The organism is Micromonospora sp. WMMA1996 (assembly GCF_002573675.1).
Lineage (GTDB): Bacteria > Actinomycetota > Actinomycetes > Mycobacteriales > Micromonosporaceae > Micromonospora > Micromonospora sediminicola.
This window is the reverse complement of the sequence record NZ_PDHU01000001.1, coordinates 2065045-2086234: the sequence shown is the minus strand read 5'-3', so window position 1 is coordinate 2086234 and position 21190 is coordinate 2065045. Positions and strand designations below refer to the sequence as shown.

The following is a 21190-nucleotide window of genomic DNA, read 5'->3' as shown; positions in this document are numbered from 1 at the left end:
GTCAGCCGCGGAACGTGCGGTCGAGCAGGTCGAACAGCGCGGCCCAGTGCCGGTCGGTGGCCCGCGCGTCGTACATCGGGGTGTCCGCCTGGGTGTAGCCGTGCCGGGCGCCCGGGTAGACCTCGGAGCGGTAGGTGACACCGGCCGCGTCCAGGGCCTTCTCCAGCGTCTCGATCTGCTCGGCGGTCATCGAGGCGTCCTGGTCGGCGTGGCCGAAGTACAGCTCGCCGGTCACCGCGCCGACGCCCAGGTGCGGACTGTCCGGGGCGTCGGTGACCACCCGGCCGGCGTGGAAGGCGGCCACCGCGGCGATCCGGTCCGGGTGCGCCTCGATCGCGCGCAGCGCGTTCGTGCCGCCCATGCAGTAGCCGGTGATCGCCGCCGGGCCGGGCGCGACGTCCGGCTGCGCGGCGAGGAAGTCGAGGTAGGCGGCGGTGTCCCGGGCCACGGCGTCCGGCGTCAGGGCGGCCATCATCGGGCCGAGCCGCTCGAACAGCTCGCCCCGGCGGCTGTCGTCGGCGAGGGCGGAGAGGTCGACCAGCGGGGAGCGGCCGGAGCGGTGGAACAGGTTGGGCGCCAGCACGACGTAGCCGCGGGCGGCGATCGTGGCGGCCATCTCGGCCAGCCGGGGCCGCAACCCGAACGCGTCCATGAAGAGCAGGACGCCCGGGAAGGGGCCGCCGGAGTCCGGTCGGGCCAGGTAGGCGTCCGCCGTCCCGTCGGCGGTGGGCACGTCCACGTTCGTCGGCTGCACGGGCCGGACCTCCTCGCTGCGGGTTCCGCGACGCACGCTACTCCCGGCCGGGGAGCGTGGCACCTCGGGCCTTCCGGTCGCGGCGGCGCTCGGGCATGCTGGGGCCCGCCGTTTGCGGCGGCCGAGCGCGGGAATCCCGCTGTCCCGGCAGAGGGAGGCGGCGAGATGGACCAGGACCAGTTCATCGGCGCGGTGGCGGAGCGCTGCGGGACGTCCGCGGAGCAGGCCACCGCGGTCACCCGGGCCACGTTGACCACGCTGGCCGAGCGGATCGACGGCGGGGAGGCCCGCGACCTGGCCGACCGGCTCCCGGAGGCGCTGCGGGCGTACGCGTTCGGACCGGCCGAGGCGGCGGAGCCGTTCGGGCTGGACGTGTTCGTGCAGCGGGTGAGCGAGCGCGCGGACGTCGACGTGGACGCGGCCCGCGACGGCGTGACCGCCGTCTTCGACGTGCTGCGCGACGCCGTCGACCCGGCCGCCTACGCCCAGGCCGTGGCCCAGCTCCCCGCCGAGTTCGGCGACGTGGCCGACCAGAGCGCCCCGTACGTGCGGCGCACGGCGTGACGGGGGCGCGATGAGCGAGGACGCGCTGCGTCGCCCGCCCGAGGCCGACGCGCAGGAACAGCGGCAGGACGAGACGCTGGTCGGCCCGCCCGACCGGGTCGGGGACGCGGTGCCCGAGGCGACCGAGGCGGACCTGGCCGAGCAGGGCGTCCTGCGCCCGCCGAGCGACCGCGCCGGCCTGGGCGAGTCGGTGCGCGACGACCTCACCGCGGCCGACGCCGTGGAGCAGAACCAGGAGATCCCGCTGCCCGACGAGGAGCGCTGGGCCTGACCGGTCAGTGGTCCGGGCTGTCCGCCGCGGCCATCAGCCGCAGCGCGTTCGGGTCCAGCCCGATGCGCACCGGCGTCTGCCCGTACGGCTCGCCGTCCACCTCGATCCGGGCCGGCCGGTCGGTTTCCAGCCAGAGCTGGCGGACGGCCAGGAACGGCTCGTCGCCGAGCGTGCGGCGGTGGCCGGCGGCCGCGTTGCGCGCCGTCTCGCGCAGCAGCCCGCGCCGGCTCGGCCCACCGACCGGGTACGCGACCAGGAGCCGGTCGTCGGCGGTGGCGTCGGCGGTGATCGGCCGGCCGGCGTGGAACCCGCCGTTGGCCACGTACACCTGGTGGGTGTGGAACGTGTGGTCGCGCCCCTCGGCGCGGACGGTCACGCGCAGCGGCCGGTGCCGGGCCAGCAGCCCGAGCGCGGTCAGCGGGTAGGCGAGCCGGCCCACGGCGCGCTTGAGCCGGGGCGGCGCGGTCAGCATGATGTCGGCCGACAGTCCGATCCCGACATGGTTGGTGAACCGGGTGTCGCCGATCAGGCCCAGGTCGACGTCGATCACCTTGCCGCCGGTGAGCACGCCGATCGCCGCGTCCAGGTCGAGTGGGACGCCGACGGTGCGGGCGAAGTTGTTGGTGGTGCCCAGTGGCAGCAGGCCCAGCGCGATGTCGCGGTGGGCGAGCAGCCGGGCCGCCGCGCCGACCGTGCCGTCGCCGCCGCCGGTGACCAGCAGGTCCGGGCCGAGGTCGGCCGCCTCGGCGAGCACCCGGTCCAGGTCGCCCGGCCGGTCCACGGGGTATGCGCCGAGCAGCTCGAAGCCGGCCGCGCGCAGCCGCGCGTGGACGGCGTCGTAGAGCCGGCGACCCCGGCGGGAGTGGGCGTTGACGACCAGCGCCCCGCGCCGTCGTTCCCGGATCGCCGTGGACAGCTCCTGCTTTGTCCGCACGGTTGCGACCCTATCCGGCCGTCGGTGCCGGTGACCGGCGCCGGGCCCGACACGGATCGGCGACTCAGGACGGTGCGCCCGCGGCAGCGAGCTGGTCGAGGTGCGCGGCGAGCAGGTCGCGGATCCGGTGCGGCGGCATCCGGTCGGGGTGCAGCAGCGCGTGCAGCGTCAGGCCGTCGAGCAGGGCGTGCAGCCGGGCGGTCGCCGCGTCGTCGGCCGGCTGCCCGCCGCTGAGCAGCGTGACGGCCAGTTCGGCGGCGAGTCGGACGCCCTCGTCGGCCTCGGTCATCCGCTCCCGGGCGGCGGGGTCGACCTGGGCCCGCGCGGCGAGCAGGAGCCACACCTCCGCCTCCCGCACCCGCTGCCGGTCCAGCGGCAGCAGTTCCTCCAGCATCCGCTGGGCGACCTCCCGGGGCGGGCCGGTGCGGGCCTCGGCGGTGAACCGGCCGGCCGCCTCGGCCATCACGTGTTCCATGGCGAAGACCAGCAGCTCGGTCTGGGTGGCGAAGTAGTGCCGCAGGGCGCTGGGCGACCAGCCGGCCTCGGCGGCGATGCTGCGGACGGTGGCCGCGCCGACGCCGTCGCGGTAGACGACCCGCCACATCGCCGCGGCCAGTTCGGCACGGCGCGCGTCGTGGTCGACGATCTTGGGCACGGGCCCCTCCGGCGGGTCGTGGACGGCAGTTGCTACGGTTGTCGCACAGCGTACTAAAACGGGGAGGGCCCATGCTGGTCGGAGTGATCGTCGCCTGCGAGGTGGCGTTCTGGGTGGTCCTGGCCGCCGGGCTGGTCGCCCGCTACCCGCTGCGCCGGCCCCGCCTCGGCGCCGCCCTGCTCCTCGCGGTGCCCGCCGTCGACCTCGTGCTGCTCGCCGCCACGATGATCGACCTGCGCCGCGGGGGCACCGCCACCTTCGCGCACGGCCTCGCCGCCGCGTACCTCGGTTTCTCGGTCGCGTTCGGGCACAGCATGGTGCGCTGGGCCGACGAGCGCTTCGCCCACCGGTTCGCCGGTGGTCCGCCGCCGCGCCGGGCCCCCCGCTACGGGATGGCCCGGGCCCGGCACGAGTGGCGGGAGTGGGGCAAGGGCATGCTCGGCTGGGCGGTCGCCTGCGCCGTGCTGCTGGGCGGCATCGCGCTGGTCGGCGACGCTGAGCGGACCGAGGAGCTGTGGGCCTGGGCCGGGCGGCTCACCCTGGCCATGGCCGCCTGGCTGGTGTTCTGGCCGGTGGCGTACACGGTGTTCCCCAAGCGGGCGCCGCGCGGCGCCTGAGCCTCACCCCGCGCGGCCGGCGGGTGCGCCGTCGAGCCGGTCCAGGCCGACGGCGGTCACCAGCAGCGCGGCCAGCACCAGCAGCGCCGCGGCCGGCGGCAGCACCACCCCGAGCGGTGCCAGGAGCACGGTCGCCACGGTGACGGCGACGCGCGCCGGCCCGACCGCCTGCCCGGTGAGGCGGCGGAAGAGCAGCCGCCCGGCCAGGTAGAGCGCCGCGCCGCCGTACAGGGCCACGGCCGCGGACCGATTCAGCCGCGACCCGGGCTCGGCCCCGGCGACGTGCGCCAGCACCTGCTCGGCGCCGAGCGCCAGGTAGATGACGCCGGCCACCAGCAGCAGGTGGGTCTGGCTGTAGGCGTCGGCGGCGATCCGGTCCCGCCGGTCCGCCGGCGCCACGGCGAGCGCGCGGGTCGCCGCCGGGGCGGTCCGGTGGAAGTAGAGCCACCAGAGGGCAACGGTGATCACGAAGCCGACCAGCGCCACGCCCAGCACCGGCAGCGCGGTCACCGCCGAGGCGGCGCCCGTCCCGGCGGCGGCCACCGACTCCCCCAGCGCGATGATCAGCACCAGGCCGTGCCGCTCGGCGAAGTGTGTCGGGCTGCGCAGCGGCCAGCTGCCCCGGCGGGCGTAGGACAGGCGCTGCCCGGCCACCTCGACGACGAACCCCAGCACCCACAGCGCCGCGTGCGCGGCGCCCTCCAGCAGGGCGCCGAGCAGCAGCGGCACCCAGCCCGCGACGCTGGCCAGGGCGAAGAACCGGATCCGCGCCCGCAGCGCCGGGTCGCCGGCCGCCGCCCAGTGGAACAGCGCCAGGTGCACCGCCCGCAGCAGCACGTAGGCGAGCGCGACGAGCAGCGGCCCGTCCAGACCCGGGCCGGACGTCCACGCCTGCGGCATGACCAGCGCGGCCAGGAACAGCGCGGCCATCGCGACCAGGAAGCCGGCGCGCACCACCCCGACGTCGGCCCGGGTGTGGTTGCCCAACCAGGTGTACGACGACCAGGCCAACCAGAGCAGCACGAGCAGGAGCAGCCCCTGCGCCATGCCGGCCGGTTCCGGGTGCGGCCCGACCAGCGCCATGATCCGGGTGAGCGCGAAGACGAAGACCAGGTCGAAGAAGATCTCGAACGGGGTGACCCGCCGCTCGCTCGCCGCCGGCCGGGGCGGACGCGGTCGGCCGGGGCGCCGTCGCGTCCCGTCCGGTCCCACCGTCCGCCCCCCTCGCCGCCGCGCCGTCCCCGCCGACGGTAGGCGGCCCGGCGCGGGCGACGACGGGATTCCGCCGATCGCACCGAGCCCCGACCCGCAACGGCACCGGGCCGCCGGGCCCGGGCTGGACCGCGTCCGGTCGACCCGGGACCGTTCAGCGCCCGACGTCCCCCGGCCAGGCGGCGCGCACCAGCGCCGGCAGCACCTCGCCGGCCGGGCCGCGCAGGTTGACCGCGCAGACCGCGTCCAGTGGCGTCTCGACCGGGTTCACCTGCACCACCGGGGCGCCGAGACGGGCCGCCACCAGCGGGACCTCGGCGGCGGGGTGCACCAGCGCGGAGGTGCCCACGGTGAGCAGCAGGTCGCACCGGGCGGCCGCCTCGACCGCCGCGGCCAGCGCCGCCTCCGGCAACGCCTCGCCGAACCACACCACCCCCGGACGGACCGGAGCGGCGCAGCGGGCACAGGCGGGCGGGTCCAGCCGCCCGGCCGGCGGCTCCGGGGTGTCGTCGGGCGGCGGCGCGGGGTGGTCGCAGGCCGCGCAGCGGGGCGCGAACAGGCTGCCGTGCAGGCGGACCGGGGCGGCGGCGCCACCGCGCTCGTGCAGGTCGTCGACGTTCTGCGTGATCACCACGGTCTCCGGCAGCCGCGCCTGGATCGCGGCCACCGCCCGGTGGCCGGCGTTCGGCTCGGCCCGGCGCACGCCGTGCCGGCGGCCCTCGTACCAGCCCCAGACCAGGGCCGGATCGGCGCGGAACGCGGCGGGTGTGGCCAGCTCCGCCGGGTCGTACCGCTGCCAGAGGCCGGTCCGGGCGTCGCGGAACGTCGGCACGCCGCTCTCCGCGGACATGCCGGCACCGGTGAAGACCACCGGACGGGTCGCGGCGGCGAGCAGCCGGCCCGCCTCCGCCAGCTCCGGGCCGGTCACACGTCCACCGTCAACCGCACGTCCACCCGGTCGCCCACCTCGATGCCCTCGGCCCGGCGCGCCGCGACCCGCAGCGGCACCACGTACCGCCCGTCCTTGGGCCACAGCGAGGTCCGCCAGTCGGTGCCCCCGATCCGGACGGCCACCGGGATCATCCCCCAGCCGTAGGTGACCGACGCCGAGGCGGCCTCGATGGCCGCGCTCTGCTCGTCGGGCACGGTGACGAAGTGGTACGGCGCCGGGCCGCGCCAGAACCAGACCTCTCCGCTGAACGCCAGCTCCATCCGGTCAGGATAGGGGCCGACCCCGACGGAACCGGAGCAGCCGCAGGCCGGCCAGCGTCACCCAGCCCAACAGCGGGAGGACGGCGACCCGCTCCATGCCCCCCACCCCGATGCCGACGTCCACCCGGGCCCAGAACAACGCGACACCGACCGTTCCGGTCGCGCCGAGCAGCACGCTCGCGCCGCGCATCGCGCGCAGCAGCGGCGGGCGGGCCGCCGTGGCCGCGACCAGCATGCCGGCGTTGCCGCACAGGAAGATCAGCAGCGCGGCCAACAGGTGCCCGTTCTCGTCCACATCGGCCGGGCGAGCGCCGGCCAGCACGTACCCGACGGCGGCGGCCAGCGTCAGCCACCGCGTCGCGCCGGCCGCCCGGCCCGACCCGGGGGCGGTCCGGGCGAGCAGGAGGCCGAGCGCGAGCAGCACCCCGACGGCGACGAACGCGGCGTTCATCACCGGGTGCCACGGCGAGCAGACCAGACGGGGACGGGTGGTGTCCCACACCCCGCAGCCCACGTTGCCCAGGTCGCTGATGTTGTGCTCGGCCCAGCTGAACCGGGGGTGCCGCCAGGCCAGCCCGACCACGACGTTGGCGGTCAGGAACAGGGCGGCGGCGAGCAGCCAGCAGGTGGCGGCGATGCGGTCACGGGTCATCCGTCGAGTCCACCGCCGGTGCCGGTCCCCGCGCACGGGGCGTGGCGGGCCGGTCCGGGGTGGGGCTGGGCATACCCCGGACCGGGGGCCTGGACGGCTGGGCCGGGGCGACGCCGCCTGGCTAGCGTCACGGCATGACCGTGGACCGACCGTCGCACCTGGCCGGGGCCCTGCGCCGCCGGCGTTACCCGCTCTCCGCCTGGCCGTGGCGTGCCCTGTCGTACGCAGTGACGACCGTGCCGGTCGCCGGTGTCCTGGCGGTGGCGGCCGGCGTGCTCGCCGGACCGCTGCTCCTGGTGGTCGGCGCGCTGCGACGGGACCGGCCGGTCGACGTCGCGGCGCTGACCGTGCTCGCCGCCGTGACGGTGACCGGCCTGGGCGTGGCCCCGCTGGTCAGCGCGCCGGTGGCGGCGTTCGAGCGGTGGCGGCTCGGCCTGGTCGACGACCGGCCGGTGGTCGGGCCGCGATGGCGTGGCCCGGCCGCCCGCTTCACCGGCGGCGCCGCGTGGCGGGAGGTCGCGTACGTCGCCTGGCTGGGCACCGTGGTGCCGCTGGCGTACGGGACGTACGCGCTGCTCGTGCTGCTCGACCTCGCGCTGGTCGCCGGCCCCTGGCTGGCCGGCGGCCAGGAGCGGATCGTGCTGGTCCGGGTGACCATCGACTCGCCGACCGAGGCCGTCCCGTGGGCGGTCGCCGGCGTGCTCGCGGCCCCGGCGTTGCTCTACCTGGCCGGCCTGCTGGTCGCGGGCCAGGCGGCGGTGGCCCGGTGGCTGCTGGACGCCGCGCCCGACGGGGCGGCGCTGCGCGAGGTGACCCGGTCGCGGGCGCGCCTGGTGGGCGCCTACGAGGCCGAGCGCCGGCGGATCGAGCGGGACGTGCACGACGGGGCGCAGCCACGGCTGACCGCCCTCACCCTGCAACTCGGGCTGGCCCGTCTCGACGTGCCGGAGGACTCCCCCGCCGCCGGACCGCTCGCCGTGGCGCACGAGCAGGCCAAGGAGCTGATGGTGACGCTACGCGGGATCGTGCAGGGCATCCGGCCGCCGCAGCTCACCGAACTCGGTCTGGCCGGCGCGGTGGGCGAGCTGGCGGCCCGGTCGGTCGTGCCGGTCACCGTCCGGGCGGACCTCGCCCGCCCTGTGCCGGAGCCGGTCGAGACCACCGCCTGGTACGTGGTCTCCGAGGCGTTGGGCAACGTGGCACGGCACGCCGGGGCGACGCGCGCCGAGGTGCGGCTGACCCGCGACGACCGGGGGCTGGTGGTGGAGGTCGAGGACGACGGGCGCGGCGGCGCCGACCCGGACCGCGGCACCGGGTTGACCGGGCTGGCGGACCGGGTGGCCGCCGCGGACGGCAGGCTGCTGCTGGCCAGCCCGACCGGCGGACCTACCCTCGTGCGGGTGGAGCTGCCGTGCCGTCCGTGACCCGGGTCGTCCTGGCCGAGGACGAGGTCCTGCTCCGCGAGGGGCTGGTCGGGCTGCTGACCCGGTTCGACTTCGCGGTGGTGGCGGCCGTCGGTTCGGCCCCGGCACTGCTCGACGCGGCCCGCACCCACCGCCCGGACCTGCTGGTGACCGACATCCGGATGCCGCCGGAGCACCGCGACGACGGCCTGCGCGCGGCCGTCACGCTCCGCGCCGAACGCCCCGACCTCGCCGTCGTGGTGCTCAGCCAGCACGTGCAGAGCGGGTACGCGGCCGCGCTGCTGGACAGCGGCGACGGCCGGCGCGTCGGCTACCTGCTCAAGGACCGGGTCGCCGACGTCGCCGAGTTCGCCGACACGCTGCGCCGGGTGGTGGCCGGCGGCACCGCCGTCGACCCGGACGTGGTGCGGCACCTGCTGCGCCGCCCGCGCGACCCGCTGGACGCGCTGTCCCGGCGGGAGCGCGAGGTGCTGGGGCTGGTCGCGGAGGGCCACTCCAACGCGGCGATCGCGGCCCGCCTGCACGTCACCGAGGCGGCGGTCGGCAAGCACGTCGGCAACATCCTGGCGAAACTCGACCTGCCGCCGGACGAGGACACCAACCGCCGGGTGCTGGCCGTGCTCGCCTACCTGCGTGCCGGAGGCTGAGCCCCTGGCCTGCGCCTCGCCCGCCTCCACTGACCGATTCGCGACAGTGGATCGCGTTCATGTCTGCCACGTTGGGGTACCCAGTCGGAGACCGGACACTGTGGAGGACGGGTTGCGAGTTGAGGTCGCGTGGCTCGACGACGTCGAGGGCGAGCTGGCGGAGTTGGAGACCTACCTGAGCCGGGACCCGAGGCTGGACGACGTCCGTCTCCAGCGGGGCCGGCCGGCCGTGCCGCCGGGCGCGCTCGGCGTCGTCGAGGTGCTCGAGTTCGTGGCGTCGAACGTGAGCCTGGGGTTGGTGGTCAACGCGCTGTGGGACTTCGTCCGCGGTAACCTGCGCCGTCCGGAGACCCGCCTGCTGCTGACCCGCACCGATCTGGCGGACGGGACGAGACGGGTCGAGATCGACTTCACCGGCTCGGCGGAGGCGGCCGAGCGGATCGCCCGCGACGCCCTGGCGGACTGACGGTGACGTGGCCGTACGGGCGGGCCGACCCCATGCAGTCGGTGGCGGTCCTCGTCGGCGTGACCGACTATCCCCGCTCCGACTACCCGTCCGTGCCGGCGGCCCGGGAGAACGTCCGCCGCCTGGCCGACGAGTTGGCCCGCGACGACGTCTGGGGCCTGTCCCGCCCGATGCGCCTGGTGGAACTCGTCGACCCGGACCGGGCGACGGTCCTGCGCGTGGTCGCCGACGCCGGCCGGCTGGTCGATCGCCAGGGCGTCCTCCTCATCTACTTCGTCGGGCACGCCGAGCCGGTCGGCGCCGAACTCTGCCTGGCGGTGCGGGACTCCGACCGCACCAACCCGCGCGCCACCGGCGTCGCCGTCACCGACCTGGTCCGGGCGGCGGGCGGCAGCCGGGCCGACAAGCGCATGGTGATCCTGGACTGCTGCTACTCCGGTCGGGCCGCCGCCCACCTCCCCGGCGTCGCCGTGCGCGCCGGAGAGTCGGCGGGCTGGTACCTGCTGGGAGCCGCCGACCGGTCCTCGACCGCCTCCGCGCCCCCGTCGGCGGAGACGACCCTGTTCACCGCGGCCCTGCTCCGCGCGATGGAGGGCGACCCGGAGGCGGACGACCACCTGACCCCGACCCAGCTCTGGCAGGCGGCCGCCGCGCTCCTGCCGCCCGACAACCAGCCCGTCCACAACGACGTCGCCTGGGCCCGGCAGCTCCCGTGGCTGCGCAACAGGCGACACGTCCCCCGGCCCCGCGCCCCGCTCGTCCTCGCCGAGTCCGAGGAGACGGAGCGGAACCTTCCGACCCGGCCCGCCCTGTACGCCGAGCCCCGGTACATCGGATCGCACGCCTTCACCGGCCGTGCCGCCCAGTTGGCCAGCCTCACCGACTGGGCCATGCCCGCGCAGCCGCACCCCGTCCTGCTCTACGAGGCCATCGGCGGCACCGGGAAGAGCATGCTGACCTGGGAGTGGATCACGAACCACGCCCCGGGCGCGCGCACCGACTGGGCCGGTCGCATGTGGTACTCGTTCTACGACAAGGGCGCGATGATGGCCGACTTCTGCCGCCGCGCCCTGGCGTACATGACCGGCCGGTCGGTGGAGTCCTTCGAGGGCGTGCCGCAGGCCCGGTTGACCGAACTGCTCCTGCACCAGCTCGACCGCAAGCCGTGGCTGCTGGTGCTGGACGGCCTGGAACGCGTGCTCGTCGCCTACCACCGCTCCGACGCCAGCCGGTTGGCGGACGAGACGGCCGGCCGGACCGACGAGATCGCCAGCCGGGACCCGCGCAGCGCGATCCGTCCGCTGGACGACGAACTCCTGCGTCAGCTCGCCGGGGTGGGGCCGTCGAAGATCCTCGTCACCTCCCGGCTCACCCCCCGCGTCCTCGTCAACGCCGCCGGTCAGCCGATTCCCGGGGTGGTGGTCGAACGCCTGCCCGGCCTCCGCCCGCCGGAGGCCGAGGCGCTGCTGCGCTCGTGCGGCATCCGGGGCGACTCGTACCGGATCCAGGACTTCCTCCAGCGCCACTGCGACTGCCACCCGCTGGTCATCGGCGTGGTGGCCGGGCTGATCAACGACTATCTGCCCGACCGGGGCAACTTCGATGTGTGGGCCGCCGCGCCGGAGCACGGGGGCCGGCTCGACATCGGTGGCCTCGACCTCGTCCAGAAACGCAACCACATCCTGCGCGACGCGCTGAACGCGCTGAACGCGGAGAGCCGGCAACTGCTCTGGACGCTGAGTCTCCTGGTCACGTCCGTCGACTACGCGACCCTGGAGGCACTGGACGCCCTCAGGCCGCGTCCGACCGCCGCCGGCGCCACCTCGGCCCTTCGCCGGACGGTGGGTGACCTGGAGCGGCGCGGGCTGGTCCAGTACGACCGGCGGGCGGGCCGATGGGATCTGCACCCGGTGGTGCGGGCAACCGCTCGCGCCACCCTTCGCGGCGCCGACCTGAGGGCCCTGGGCGACCGGATCATTGACCACTTCTCCCGCCAGGCACAGGACGACCCCTACCGGAGTGCCGTCACGCTCGACCATCTCAGCGATGCCATCACCGTGGCGCAGACGATGATCGAGCTCGGCCGGTTCGCGGACGTCAGCGAGATGATGGGGGCAGGGCTCGCCGGGGCGATGACGGTGCGGCTGGAGGCGTACCACGAGGTCGTCGCCCTGACCCGACCCATCTTCCGGTCGGACTGGTCCCTGACGTCAGAGGTCACACCGAGTGATGTGACATATCTGTTGAGCACGACGGCCAGAGCGCTCTTCCGCCTGGGCATGTACGAGCAGGCGGTGGCTCTTGTCCGATTCCGCATCGCGCTGGACCTGGAGTCTCAGGCCACCGTGTCCCTGCGAACCGATGTCGCGAACTACGGCATCGCACAAGTCGGGCTGAATCGTCCGGCCCTCGCCCGGCGAGCCTACGAGCTCGCGAACGAGTTCGTCGTGGTTCCTCCGACCGACCCGGGCACCGCCCTTCAGGCCCGCGTCCACCTCCTGGCCTTCCTGGGCCGGCAGGGACGCTGGCGGGAGGCCGAGCAACTGTGGACGCTGATCGAGACGATGGACCGGGACGTACCCCTGGAGATCGTTCAGCCCGCCATGGCGGAACTCGCCTATCTACGACACGTCCGGTATCCGCAGGGGTTGCTCAAGGATCCGGAGTTGACGGCGGCCGAGCAGATCGCCATCGAACGCCGGTCCCGGCCCGTGCTGCGCGACCTGCGCCGACTGCGCGGCGAGTGGTTGCTGTCGACGGGCGCCCCGGCGGCCGCCGTCGCCCCGCTCGAGGACGCGGTCCGCATGGCCAACGAGATCGACGTGCCGGACCTGGCAGCGGAGGCCCAGCTCGCACTGGCGAAGCTGCGAGCCCATCCGGACCGGCGTGTCGCCGCGCGCGACGCGGCGACCCGATTGTCCCCGCACCGGGACGCGCCCTACCTGACGCTGGCCACCATCTGGCACCTGCTCGGCGCGACCGGGAGGGCCGTCACCCACGCCCGGGCCGCCTACGTGCGGGCGTGGGCGGACGGTGAGCCGTACGTCTGGCGGTTCGAGCTGGACCAGGCGGCGGCGCTGCTGCGCGAGCTCGGTGTCCAGCCACCGACGCTGGCGCCCTACGATCCGGCGCGGTATCCGGTCGAGGACTGGGAGCGCCGGGTGGCGGCGCTGATCGCCGAGCATCGTCGCGGCACCACCGGCCGGGCATAGGTCGAGCCGGCGGCACGGCGGGTCAGAGGCCCTCGACGGTGCGGCACGTGGCGACGGGCCCGGGCCGGCTCACAGGCCCATCGGGGTCGGGTCGGCGGCCAGCGCCCGGAACCGCTCGCGCGGGTCGGGCACCAGCCGCCGGGCGGTCAGGTCGAGCAGCCCGCCGACCCCGGTCACCGAGGCGACCGGGGTCCCGTCGGGGCGGGTGAAGTCCTGCACGATCTGGAACGTCTTGCCCTCGCCCCAACGGAACTCGCAGGTCACGTCGACCTCGTCGCCGCCGCGCAGCTCCCGCAGGTAGCGCACGGTCACCTCCAGGGCGACCGGCCCGACGCCGCCGGCGATCAGCCGGTCCTGGGCGATGCCGGCGGCGCGCAGGCACTCCCAGCGGGCGTGCTCGGCGTACTGCAGGTAGACGGCCTGGTTGAGGTGGCCCTGGGTGTCCAGCTCGTAGCCGCGCACGGTGACGCGGACCCGGAACGGATCTGCCATGGTCGGCAGCCTAGTCAGCGACCTCCGGCGCGGCGGTCTCGACCAGCGTGCCGTCGGCCAGCCGCAGCCAGCGGTCCACGCCGATCGCGGCGAGGAAGCGCGGGTCGTGGCTGACCACGAGCAGGGCCCCCCGGTACGCGCCGAGCGCGCTCTCCAGTTGCGCGACGCTGTCCAGGTCGAGGTTGTTGGTGGGCTCGTCGAGCAGCAGCAGTTGCGGCGCGGGCGAGGCGTTCAGCACGCAGGCCAGCGTGGCGCGCAGCAGCTCGCCGCCGGAGAGCACCCGCACCGGCAGGTGCGCCCGGTCGCCGCGGAACAAGAACCGGGCCAGCAGGTTCATCCGCTCGGCGTCGGCGAGCCCGGGCGCGAACACCGCCAGGTTCTCGGCGACCGTCCGCTCCGGGTCGAGCAGGTCGAGGCGCTGCGACAGGTACGCCACCCGGCCCTCGACCCGGGTCGCGGTGCCGGAGACCGGCGGCTGGTCGCCGTGGACCAGGCGCAGCAGGGTGGACTTGCCGGCGCCGTTTCCGCCGGTGAGCGCGATCCGCTCCGGCCCGCGAATGCTCAGGTCGATCCCGGCGCCGGCGAACACCGGGCGTCCGTCGTACTCGGCACGCAGCCGCTCGCCGTGGAAGACGGTCCGGCCGGCGGGGACGGTGGTGTCGGGCAGGTCGATGACGATCCGGTCGTCCTGGCGGGCGGCCCGGCTGGCCTGGTCCAGCCGGCTCTGGGCGTCGCCGACGCGCGCCGCGTGCGTCTCGGCGGCGCGGCCGGCCGACACCTGGGCGTCCCGCTTCAGGCCGCCGGCGACGATCCGGGCCAGCCCGGCGTCGGGCAGGTTCCGCGCCGCGGTGGAGGCGCGGCGGGCGGCCCGTTCCCGGGCCTGTTGCAGTTCCCGCTTCTGCCGCTTCAGGTCCTGCTCGGCGCTGCGGACCTGCCGCTCGGCGACCTCCCGCTCGGCGCGTACGGCCTGCTCGTAGGCGGTGTAGTTGCCGCCGTACCAGCGGATCTCGTCGGCTTCGAGCGCGGCGACCCGGTCCATTTCGTCGAGCAGCGCCCGGTCGTGGCTGACCACCAGCAGGCAACCGGACCAGCCGCGCAGCACCGAGGTCAGCCGGTTCCGGGCGTCCTCGTCGAGGTTGTTCGTCGGTTCGTCGAGCAGCAGCACGTCCGGGCGGCGCAGCAGCTGCGCGGCCAGGCCGAGGGAGATCACCTGACCGCCGCTGAGCGTGCCCAGGCGGCGGTCCAGCGCGATCTCGCCCAGGCCCAGCCGGTCCAGCTCGGCGTGGGTGCGTTCCTCCACGTCCCAGTCGTCGCCGACGGCGGTGAAGTGCTCCTCCCGGGCGTCGCCGCCCTCGATGGCGTGCAGCGCGGCGATGGCCCGGTCGACGCCGAGGACCTGGGCGACGGTCTGTTCGACGGCGAAGGGCAGGTGCTGGGGCAGGTAGCCGAGCACGCCCCGCACGGTGACCGTGCCGGCGCTCGGGCGCAGCTCGCCGGCGATCAGCCGCAGCAGCGTGGTCTTGCCGGTGCCGTTGGGCGCCACCAGGCCGGTTCGGCCGGCGGGCACGGAGAAGGACAGGTCGGTGAAGACCGGAGTCTGGTCCGGCCAGGAGAAGGAGAGCGCGGAGCTGACGACGTAGGCGTCGGACATGATCGACCTCGGAGGCAAGGAACGCCGGAGCGCGACACGGCGCTCGGCGGGAGACAGGGGGACGACGAAGGGGGCCGCGGCGACGGCGCGGGATGCGCGTCGGCGGCCCTCCGGGGCTCTCACCCGGAGATGTCGTCGTCACCTGCCATGATCACTCCACTCCTCGGCGGGACCCGACCACCATAGCCCACCAGCGGGAAACCGGCGTGCGAGTTTCGCCGCGACCGCCTACCGTGCCCGCCGTGACTCTGACGATCATGACCCTGGCCGAGCGTCCCGACCTCGCGCCGCTGCTCGACGACGGCTTCGACGGCGCGTGGCCGCCGTTCATGCTCTGGGACCCGATGGGCTCGGTCTACTACAGCGTCGCCGACGAGCTCTATCCCGAGTTCGTCTTCGCCGCCGTGGACCCGGCCGAGCCGGACCGCGTCGTCGCCCGGGCGTACGCGGTGCCGCTGCGCTGGACCGAGGACGAGCTGCCCGACGGCGGCTGGGACCGGATGATCCAGCGGGCCACGCTCGGCCGGCTCACCGGGTCCGCCCCCAACCTGGTCTCGGCGTTGGAGATCTGCGTCCGCCCGGACCGACGTGGCGAAGGCCTGTCCGCGCTGATGCTCGCCGCCATGCGGGCCGCCGTCGCACGGCACGGCTTCGACACGCTGGTGGCGCCGGTGCGACCCAGCGGCAAGGCAGCCGTCCCGGACGTGCCGATGGCCGAGTACGCGGCGCGCCGGCGCCCGGACGGGCTGCCGGAGGACCCGTGGCTGCGGGTGCACGTGCGGGCCGGCGGCGTCGTCGAGCGGGTCGCGCCGAGGTCGATGGCGGTCACCGGCACGCTGGCCGACTGGCGGCGCTGGACCGGCCTGCCGTTCGACACCAGCGGCCCGGTGCACGTGCCCGGCGCGCTGGCGCCGGTGCTGGTCGACGTCGCGCACGACCACGCGGCGTACGTGGAGGCCAACGTGTGGGTGCGGCACCGGCTCTGAGACCGGCCGTACCGCGCGGGCTCAGGCCGGCCAGGCGTGACCGATGCCGTCGAGCAGGAGCACCACCCCCTCGGTGGCGGCCTCCCGGTCGCGGGAGATCGCGCGATACTCCGGCGAGGTGGACCAGCGCTCGAAGTCCTCGCGATTGTCGAAGGACATGAGGACCACCTTGTCGTGCGGCCACTCGCCCTCCACCACCCGGGGGGCGGTGTCGGCGGCGAGCAGGCGGCCGCCGTGGCGGGCCAGCACCGGCAGGAAGGCGGCGACGTACCGGTCGTAGCGCGCCCGGTCGTGAACGGTGAGCTGCGCGAGGGCGTAGACGGTCACCGGGTCAGGCTACCGATCGGTAGACGTCGACGGTGTCCTCCGTGGGGACCGGGTCGACGTCCGCACGCACCAGCGTCGGATGTCCGAAGTGCTCTGGCCATCATGGCTCTGACCTGCGGATACTGGTCGCAGGGGTCGCGCGTTACGCCGCGCGGCGTGGGGGAAGGTGGACGCGATGATCGACCAGGAGACCCAGCCCGAGGCCGTACCCGAGCAGCCCGGGACGGTGCCGGCGAGCCGGCCGGTGCTCCCGCCCGGCGGCGGGGTGCCCACCGCGGTGTGGCAGGTCCGGGTCCGCACCAAGCTCGACGACCTGTACCAGCAGCTCACCGCGCTGGCGGCGCGCGATCCCGACCGGGCCGCCGCGCTGCGTGCCCAACTGTCCGGGGTGGAGGCGGTGCTCGGCCGCAGCGGCGTGGTCGAGTGGCTGCGCGGCGGCAACCTGGAGTACGCCTGGCAGACCGTCCACTCGGTCGAGCGGGCCATGGTGGAGCTGCGGACCCCGGAGGAGCTGGTCGGCCTGCTGGGCGCGTACCGGGGCGCGGCGGCGCAGTTCCTCGCCGCCGACGACAAGGTGCTCACCGACCTCGACCCGGTGGCCGACGCGGCGACGCCCGCCCTGATCCGGGCGAAGGCCCAGGCGTTGCTGCTGCGCTACCACTCGGTGTCGGACGAGTTCCACGAGTCGGTGCGCCGGCTGCGCAACCGGATGCTCGGGCTGTCCGTGTTCGCGCTGGTCGCGGAGGTCCTGGTGGTGCTGGTGCAGTGGCGCAGCCACGACGTGCGGCTGCTCAAGGCGCCGGTCGACGCCGCCGGCGTACCGGCCTGGCGGTTGCTGTTCTTCGTGCTGATCGCCGGGGCGCTCGGCGCGTTCATCAGCGCCCTGCCCTCGATGATCACGTCCCGGTCCGGCGGGCTGCCCTACAAACTGCCGTTCCAGCAGGGCCTGTTGAAGCTCGCCATCGGCCCGCTGGTGGCGGTCGTCGGCATCATGCTGGTGATCGGCGGTCTGGTCGAGACGACCGTGAACAGCACCGCCGCGCTGCTCGGGGTGGCCATCGTGTTCGGCGCCGGGCAGCAGGCGGTCACCGCCTTCGCGGACCGCCGGGCGGCCGAGCTGCTGGGGTCGGCGACGAAGGGCTGACCCGCGCGTCGGCCACCCGACCTGGGTAGCCTGAGGCCATGATCTTCATCACCGCCAAGTTCCGGGTCCGCCCGGAGGACGCCGACACCTGGCCGCGGATCGCCGCCGACTTCACCGAGGCGACCCGGGCCGAGCCCGGCTGCCTGTGGTTCGACTGGTCCCGCAGTCTCGACGACCCGACCGAGTACGTGCTGGTCGAGGCGTTCCGCGACGACGCGGCCGGCGCGGCGCACGTGCAGTCGGCGCACTTCCGCGAGGCGCAGCGCACGCTGCCGCCGCACCTGGCCGAGACGCCGCGGATCGTCAACGCGACCGTGCCACAGCAGGACTGGTCCCGCCTGGGCGAGATGGCCGTGCCCGGCGACGAGTGAGCCGCGCCGGTCAGGGGATGGTCAGGCCGTACGCGGCGAGGATCTCCAGAATGGGCTGGTAGTAGCTGGTCCCGCCGCTGGTGCAGTTGCCGCTGCCGCCGGAGAGGATCCCGAGGACCGTGCCGGTGGCGGCCACGTAGAGCGGGCCGCCGCTGTCGCCGGGCTCGGCGCAGATGTTCGTGCGGATCAGCCCGCTGACGCTGCCCTCGGCGTAGTTGACGGTCTGGTTCAGCCCGGTCACCGTGCCGCAGCGCACGCCGGTGGTGGCGCCGCTGCGGCAGACCGCCTGCCCGACGTACGCGGAGCCGGCGCCGTAGACGGTGACCTGGCCCGGGTGGGTGTACACGGCGCTCGGGTGCGCGACCGTGCCGGTGTAGCGCACCACGCCGTAGTCGTTGCCGGGGAAGCTGCTGCCGGCACGGCTGCCCAGCACCGTGGTGCGGGCGCTGTCGGCGTACCAGGTGCCGGCGAGGTTCGTGCAGTGCCCGGCGGTGACGAGGTACCACGTGCTGCCGCTGCGCACGTTCGCGCCGAGCGAGCAGCGTCCGCCGCCGCCGTAGATCGCCTGACCGCCGGCGATGAGCGTGCGCAGCCGGCCGGGCTCGTGGCGCAGCACCGCCCCGGCCCGCGCGGCGTCGCGGCGCACGGCGGCCAGCGCGGGCCCGCGTACCGTGTCGTCGACGGTGACGGCCGGGCGGCCGGTGGCGGGGTCGTGCCCCCAGGCGGTGCCGGCGGTCCGGATCGCGGCGAGCGCCCCCGGGTCGGGGTGCGGGGCCGCGGCGGCCCGGGCGGCGGCCGGGGTGGCGGCCAGCAGGGCGGTCAGGACGAGGGTGACGAGCGCGGGTCGGCGCATCCGGGACACCTCTTTCATCGTTGCCAGTCGATGTCACTCAGCATCGACCCTCAGCCGCATCCGTTCAAGCGCCGGTCGGCGAACGTACAGTGGGGCGGGTTCCGGCCCCACCGTCGACCCGGAAGGTGCACAGTGAACCGACGCATCCGCTTTGCCCTCGGCGTCGCCCTGACCGCCGCGCTCGTCAGCACCGTCGCCCCCACCCCCGCCGCCGCCCACGACCGCCGGCCGACCGTCCTCGCGCTGCCGGACGGCTTCCAGCCGGAGGGCATCGCGGCCGCCGGCCGGTACGCCTACCTCGGCTCGCGGGCCACCGGCGAGATCTACCGCGCCGACCTGGTCACCGGCGCCGGCGCCCGACTCAGCCCGCCCACCGGCACCCCGTCGCTGGGCCTGAAGGTCGACCCCCGGGGCCGGCTCTTCGTGGCCGGCGGCACCGCCGGGGACGCGCGGGTGGTCGACGCCCGGACCGGCGCCGTCCTCGCCCGTTACCAGTTCGCGAGCGCCCCCACGTTCGTCAACGACGTGGTGCTCACCCGGGACGCCGCCTGGTTCACCGACTCGAACCGACCGGTGCTCTACCGGCTGCCGTTGGGGCGCGGCGGCGCGCTGCCGCCGGCCGACGGGTTCACCACGCTCGGGCTCACCGGCGACTTCCAGCAGAGCGGCACCGGCGTCAACCTGAACGGCATCGCGCCCACCCCGGACGGGCGGGCGCTGATCGTGGTGCAGTCGAACACCGGCACCCTGTTCCGGGTCGACCCGGCCACCGGCGTCACCACCGCCGTCGACGTGCCGGGGCACCGGTTCGACAACGGCGACGGCCTGTTGCTGCTCGGCCGCACGCTGGTCGTGGTGCAGAACCGGCTCAACCAGGTCGCGCTGGTCGAGCTGAACCGCGCCGGCACCGCCGGCACGCTGCGGCGGATCCTCACCGACCCGGACTTCGACGTGCCGACCACGGTCGCCGCCGCCCAGGGTCGGCTCTACCTGCCCAACGCCCGCTTCACCACGCCGCCGACGCCGACCACGCCGTACACGGTGGTCGCGATCGACGGGCGCTGAGCCACCGGCGGCCGCGCCGGTCCGGCGCGGCCGTCCGGCTCAGTCCTCCACCTCGGGGCCGAGCAGCCGGATCTCCTCGATGTCGACGCCGGCCTGGAGCTGCCGCAGCACCGCGTCGTCGATCTGGTTGCTGTTGCGCAGCCGGGTGACCTCCCGCCGCTTGCGGTCCAGCAGCTCCAGCTTCAACCTGCGGGTTGCCTCCCGCTCCTCCCCCGTCGCCTCGTCGGGCGGCCGCCGGACGTCGGCGAGGTGGTCCTCGTAGTCCGACCGGAGCCGGTCCACCGTGTCCGACGAGGCACCCAGCTCGGCCGCGACCTGGGGCAGCGCCTCCAGGGCCGCCTCGGTGGCCCGGATCCGGGCCCACCGCACCTCGTGGTCGCGTTCCCGGTCGCCGGTCAGCCCGGCCCAGGTGACGACCGCCGGCAGCGTGGTGCCCTGCACCACCATGATCAGCACGATCACCACCACGGTGACGAAGATGATCAGGTCGCGCTCGCGCACCGGGGTCCCGTCGTGCATGGTGACCGGCACGGCCAGCGCCGCGGCGAGGGAGACCGCGCCGCGGAAGCCGGCCCAGCCCGCGGCGGTCCGCATCCGGGCGTCGAAGTGACGGGACCGCCGCGACTCCCGCCGGTCGACGCGCTGCAGCGCGGTCACCGACAGGTGCACCCAGGCCAGCCGGGTGACCACCACGACCAGGGCGACCAGCACCGCGATGCCCAGCGAGGCCATCGGCGAGTGGCTGGTGATGCTGCGCAACGAGCGGGGCACCTGCATGCCGAGCAGCACGAACAGACTGCCGTTGATCATGAAGGTGGAGAGGTCCCAGAACGCGTACGCGGTGACCCGGGAGCGGGCCCGGATCACCCGGGGACCGGCGTAGGACAGCAGCAGCCCGGAGACGACCACCGCGAGCACCCCGCTGGCGCCTACCGCGTCGGCGAGCAGGAACGCGACGAACGGGGTGAGGATGCTCAGGCCGCCCTCGCGCATCGGGTCGTCGACGTGCTTGCGGATCAGCACCACCACCCCGCCGACGAGCAGCCCGGCGGCCACCCCGCCGAGCGACTTGCCGACGAACTCGCCGGTGAGCACCACCGGGCCGGGCACCGTCCCGCCCGCGATCACCCCGACCGTCACCGCGAACAGGACCAGCGCCGTTCCGTCGTTGACCAGGCTCTCCGCGCGCAGCGTGGTGAGGATGCCGCGTGGCATCCGCTTGGCCAGGCCGGCGACGGCGGCGGCGTCGGTGGGCGCCAGCACCGCGCCGAGCACCCAGGCGGCGGCCGGCTCGACACCCAGGGCCTGCGCCACGTACGCGACCGCGACCATCGTGATGATCACCAGCGCGACGGCCAGCCCCACGATCACCGCGAGGTTGGCCCGGATCTCCCGGAGGCTGGTCACCAGGCTCTCCCGGTAGAGGATCGCCGGGAGGAACAGCACCAGCACGACCTCGGGCTCGAGGACCACGTTGTCGAACGGCGGCAGCAGCCCGAGCAGCGCGCCCATGGAGATGAGCAGCACGGGCGGGGCGACGCTGTAGCGGCCGCCGATGGTCGTGCCGACGAGCACGGTGACGCCGAGCACCGTGATCAGCACGAGTGCGTCCACGCCGTACCCCCGTCACCGTCCGCCGGGTCCACCGTGCCGCACGAGGCGGGTCCGGCGGGGCGGAACG

Annotated in this window: 23 protein-coding genes; 11 read left to right on the top strand and 12 right to left on the bottom strand. The window is 75.2% G+C overall.

Annotated elements, in window-relative coordinates; translation table 11 throughout:
* Position 1 precedes the first annotated feature (1 nt).
* Positions 2-754: a dienelactone hydrolase family protein gene (locus COO58_RS10000; protein ID WP_098744723.1), complete on the bottom strand. Its 753-nt coding sequence runs from the start codon at positions 752-754 to the stop codon at positions 2-4.
* Positions 755-919: 165 nt separating this feature from the next.
* On the opposite strand from COO58_RS10000, the gene COO58_RS09995 reads away from it, so the two are divergent.
* On the top strand, positions 920-1318 hold the full coding sequence (locus COO58_RS09995) for a DUF2267 domain-containing protein (RefSeq protein WP_091574295.1): 399 nt from the start codon (positions 920-922) through the stop codon (positions 1316-1318).
* A 10-nt stretch (positions 1319-1328) separates the two neighbouring features.
* Complete coding sequence (locus COO58_RS09990) at positions 1329-1589, top strand: hypothetical protein (protein ID WP_091574294.1); 261 nt, start codon at positions 1329-1331, stop codon at positions 1587-1589.
* Between the two features lie 4 nt (positions 1590-1593).
* Here COO58_RS09990 and COO58_RS09985 read toward each other — a convergent pair whose 3' ends face one another.
* Positions 1594-2523: a diacylglycerol kinase family protein gene (locus tag COO58_RS09985; RefSeq protein WP_098744721.1), complete on the bottom strand. Its 930-nt coding sequence runs from the start codon at positions 2521-2523 to the stop codon at positions 1594-1596.
* A gap of 64 nt (positions 2524-2587) precedes the next feature.
* Positions 2588-3178 carry a TetR/AcrR family transcriptional regulator gene (locus COO58_RS09980; RefSeq protein ID WP_091574292.1) on the bottom strand — a complete coding sequence of 197 codons (591 nt, stop codon included), beginning with the start codon at positions 3176-3178 and terminating at the stop codon, positions 2588-2590.
* 71 nt (positions 3179-3249) lie between these two features.
* Here COO58_RS09980 and COO58_RS09975 point away from each other — a divergent pair, with 71 nt between their 5' ends.
* Entirely contained in the window at positions 3250-3795 is a 546-nt protein-coding gene (locus COO58_RS09975; protein WP_091574291.1) for a hypothetical protein, read from the top strand.
* A gap of 3 nt (positions 3796-3798) precedes the next feature.
* Here COO58_RS09975 and COO58_RS09970 read toward each other — a convergent pair whose 3' ends face one another.
* The 4 genes from COO58_RS09970 to COO58_RS09955 form a co-directional block, all read right to left on the bottom strand.
* Positions 3799-5007: a low temperature requirement protein A gene (locus COO58_RS09970; RefSeq protein WP_091574290.1), complete on the bottom strand. Its 1209-nt coding sequence runs from the start codon at positions 5005-5007 to the stop codon at positions 3799-3801.
* Between the two features lie 154 nt (positions 5008-5161).
* Positions 5162-5935, bottom strand: coding sequence for an NAD-dependent protein deacylase (locus COO58_RS09965; RefSeq protein ID WP_098744720.1), 774 nt, complete (start codon positions 5933-5935; stop codon positions 5162-5164).
* The gene (locus COO58_RS09960) at positions 5932-6219 is read right to left on the bottom strand and encodes a DUF1905 domain-containing protein (RefSeq protein WP_091574288.1); all 288 of its coding nucleotides are present in this window, start codon (positions 6217-6219) and stop codon (positions 5932-5934) included. Before COO58_RS09960 ends, COO58_RS09965 begins: the two co-directional genes overlap by 4 nt.
* Positions 6220-6223: 4 nt before the next feature.
* Positions 6224-6871, bottom strand: coding sequence for a DUF998 domain-containing protein (locus COO58_RS09955; RefSeq protein WP_091574287.1), 648 nt, complete (start codon positions 6869-6871; stop codon positions 6224-6226).
* A 134-nt stretch (positions 6872-7005) separates the two neighbouring features.
* Between COO58_RS09955 and COO58_RS09950 the strand changes: the two genes are divergently transcribed.
* From COO58_RS09950 to COO58_RS09935, 4 genes are all read left to right on the top strand, one after another.
* Positions 7006-8295, top strand: coding sequence for a histidine kinase (locus COO58_RS09950; RefSeq protein WP_098744718.1), 1290 nt, complete (start codon positions 7006-7008; stop codon positions 8293-8295).
* The gene (locus COO58_RS09945; protein ID WP_091574285.1) at positions 8283-8942 is read left to right on the top strand and encodes a response regulator transcription factor; all 660 of its coding nucleotides are present in this window, start codon (positions 8283-8285) and stop codon (positions 8940-8942) included. The genes COO58_RS09950 and COO58_RS09945 overlap by 13 nt, the downstream gene beginning before the upstream one ends.
* A 112-nt stretch (positions 8943-9054) precedes the next feature.
* A complete protein-coding gene (locus tag COO58_RS09940; RefSeq protein WP_141561873.1) occupies positions 9055-9408 on the top strand; it encodes a hypothetical protein in 354 nt (117 codons plus the stop codon).
* Positions 9409-9410: 2 nt separating this feature from the next.
* The gene (locus COO58_RS09935; RefSeq protein ID WP_098744715.1) at positions 9411-12620 is read left to right on the top strand and encodes a hypothetical protein; all 3210 of its coding nucleotides are present in this window, start codon (positions 9411-9413) and stop codon (positions 12618-12620) included.
* A 69-nt stretch (positions 12621-12689) separates the two neighbouring features.
* Here the strand turns inward: COO58_RS09935 and COO58_RS09930 are convergent, their stop codons facing one another.
* Together COO58_RS09930 and COO58_RS09925 are read right to left on the bottom strand one after the other, a co-directional pair.
* A complete protein-coding gene (locus tag COO58_RS09930) occupies positions 12690-13112 on the bottom strand; it encodes a thioesterase family protein (RefSeq protein ID WP_098744714.1) in 423 nt (140 codons plus the stop codon).
* A gap of 10 nt (positions 13113-13122) precedes the next feature.
* Positions 13123-14763, bottom strand: coding sequence for an ABC-F family ATP-binding cassette domain-containing protein (locus COO58_RS09925; RefSeq protein WP_098744712.1), 1641 nt, complete (start codon positions 14761-14763; stop codon positions 13123-13125).
* Positions 14764-15005: 242 nt separating this feature from the next.
* Here COO58_RS09925 and COO58_RS09920 point away from each other — a divergent pair, with 242 nt between their 5' ends.
* A complete protein-coding gene (locus tag COO58_RS09920; RefSeq protein ID WP_255292573.1) occupies positions 15006-15749 on the top strand; it encodes an N-acetyltransferase in 744 nt (247 codons plus the stop codon).
* A gap of 21 nt (positions 15750-15770) precedes the next feature.
* On the opposite strand, the gene COO58_RS09915 is transcribed toward COO58_RS09920, so the two are convergent.
* A complete protein-coding gene (locus COO58_RS09915) occupies positions 15771-16076 on the bottom strand; it encodes a DUF1330 domain-containing protein (RefSeq protein ID WP_098744709.1) in 306 nt (101 codons plus the stop codon).
* Between the two features lie 175 nt (positions 16077-16251).
* Here COO58_RS09915 and COO58_RS09910 point away from each other — a divergent pair, with 175 nt between their 5' ends.
* Together COO58_RS09910 and COO58_RS09905 are read left to right on the top strand one after the other, a co-directional pair.
* Positions 16252-17220 (top strand): hypothetical protein, encoded by a 969-nt coding sequence (locus COO58_RS09910; RefSeq protein WP_098746224.1) that lies wholly within the window; start codon positions 16252-16254, stop codon positions 17218-17220.
* A gap of 38 nt (positions 17221-17258) precedes the next feature.
* A complete protein-coding gene (locus tag COO58_RS09905; RefSeq protein ID WP_091574278.1) occupies positions 17259-17591 on the top strand; it encodes a putative quinol monooxygenase in 333 nt (110 codons plus the stop codon).
* 10 nt (positions 17592-17601) lie between these two features.
* Here COO58_RS09905 and COO58_RS09900 read toward each other — a convergent pair whose 3' ends face one another.
* Positions 17602-18444, bottom strand: a complete 843-nt coding sequence (locus COO58_RS09900) for a S1 family peptidase (protein WP_098744707.1) — start codon at positions 18442-18444, stop codon at positions 17602-17604.
* A gap of 132 nt (positions 18445-18576) precedes the next feature.
* On the opposite strand from COO58_RS09900, the gene COO58_RS09895 reads away from it, so the two are divergent.
* Complete coding sequence (locus COO58_RS09895; RefSeq protein WP_098744706.1) at positions 18577-19509, top strand: superoxide dismutase; 933 nt, start codon at positions 18577-18579, stop codon at positions 19507-19509.
* 39 nt (positions 19510-19548) lie between these two features.
* Here COO58_RS09895 and COO58_RS09890 read toward each other — a convergent pair whose 3' ends face one another.
* Positions 19549-21123: a Na+/H+ antiporter gene (locus tag COO58_RS09890; protein ID WP_176558784.1), complete on the bottom strand. Its 1575-nt coding sequence runs from the start codon at positions 21121-21123 to the stop codon at positions 19549-19551.
* Between the last annotated feature and the right edge of the window lie 67 nt (positions 21124-21190).

Excerpts from the sequence above, each read along its gene's own strand:
- COO58_RS09995 (WP_091574295.1), top strand. The coding sequence starts at position 920 with ATGGACCAGGACCAGTTCATCGGCGCGGTGGCGGAGCGCTGCGGGACG.
- COO58_RS09990 (WP_091574294.1), top strand. The coding sequence starts at position 1,329 with ATGAGCGAGGACGCGCTGCGTCGCCCGCCCGAGGCCGACGCGCAGGAA.
- COO58_RS09975 (WP_091574291.1), top strand. The coding sequence starts at position 3,250 with ATGCTGGTCGGAGTGATCGTCGCCTGCGAGGTGGCGTTCTGGGTGGTC.
- COO58_RS09960 (WP_091574288.1), bottom strand. The coding sequence starts at position 6,219 with ATGGAGCTGGCGTTCAGCGGAGAGGTCTGGTTCTGGCGCGGCCCGGCG.
- COO58_RS09955 (WP_091574287.1), bottom strand. The coding sequence starts at position 6,871 with ATGACCCGTGACCGCATCGCCGCCACCTGCTGGCTGCTCGCCGCCGCC.
- COO58_RS09950 (WP_098744718.1), top strand. The coding sequence starts at position 7,006 with ATGACCGTGGACCGACCGTCGCACCTGGCCGGGGCCCTGCGCCGCCGG.
- COO58_RS09930 (WP_098744714.1), bottom strand. The coding sequence starts at position 13,112 with ATGGCAGATCCGTTCCGGGTCCGCGTCACCGTGCGCGGCTACGAGCTG.
- COO58_RS09925 (WP_098744712.1), bottom strand. The coding sequence starts at position 14,763 with ATGTCCGACGCCTACGTCGTCAGCTCCGCGCTCTCCTTCTCCTGGCCG.
- COO58_RS09910 (WP_098746224.1), top strand. The coding sequence starts at position 16,252 with ATGATCGACCAGGAGACCCAGCCCGAGGCCGTACCCGAGCAGCCCGGG.
- COO58_RS09905 (WP_091574278.1), top strand. The coding sequence starts at position 17,259 with ATGATCTTCATCACCGCCAAGTTCCGGGTCCGCCCGGAGGACGCCGAC.
- COO58_RS09900 (WP_098744707.1), bottom strand. The coding sequence starts at position 18,444 with ATGCGCCGACCCGCGCTCGTCACCCTCGTCCTGACCGCCCTGCTGGCC.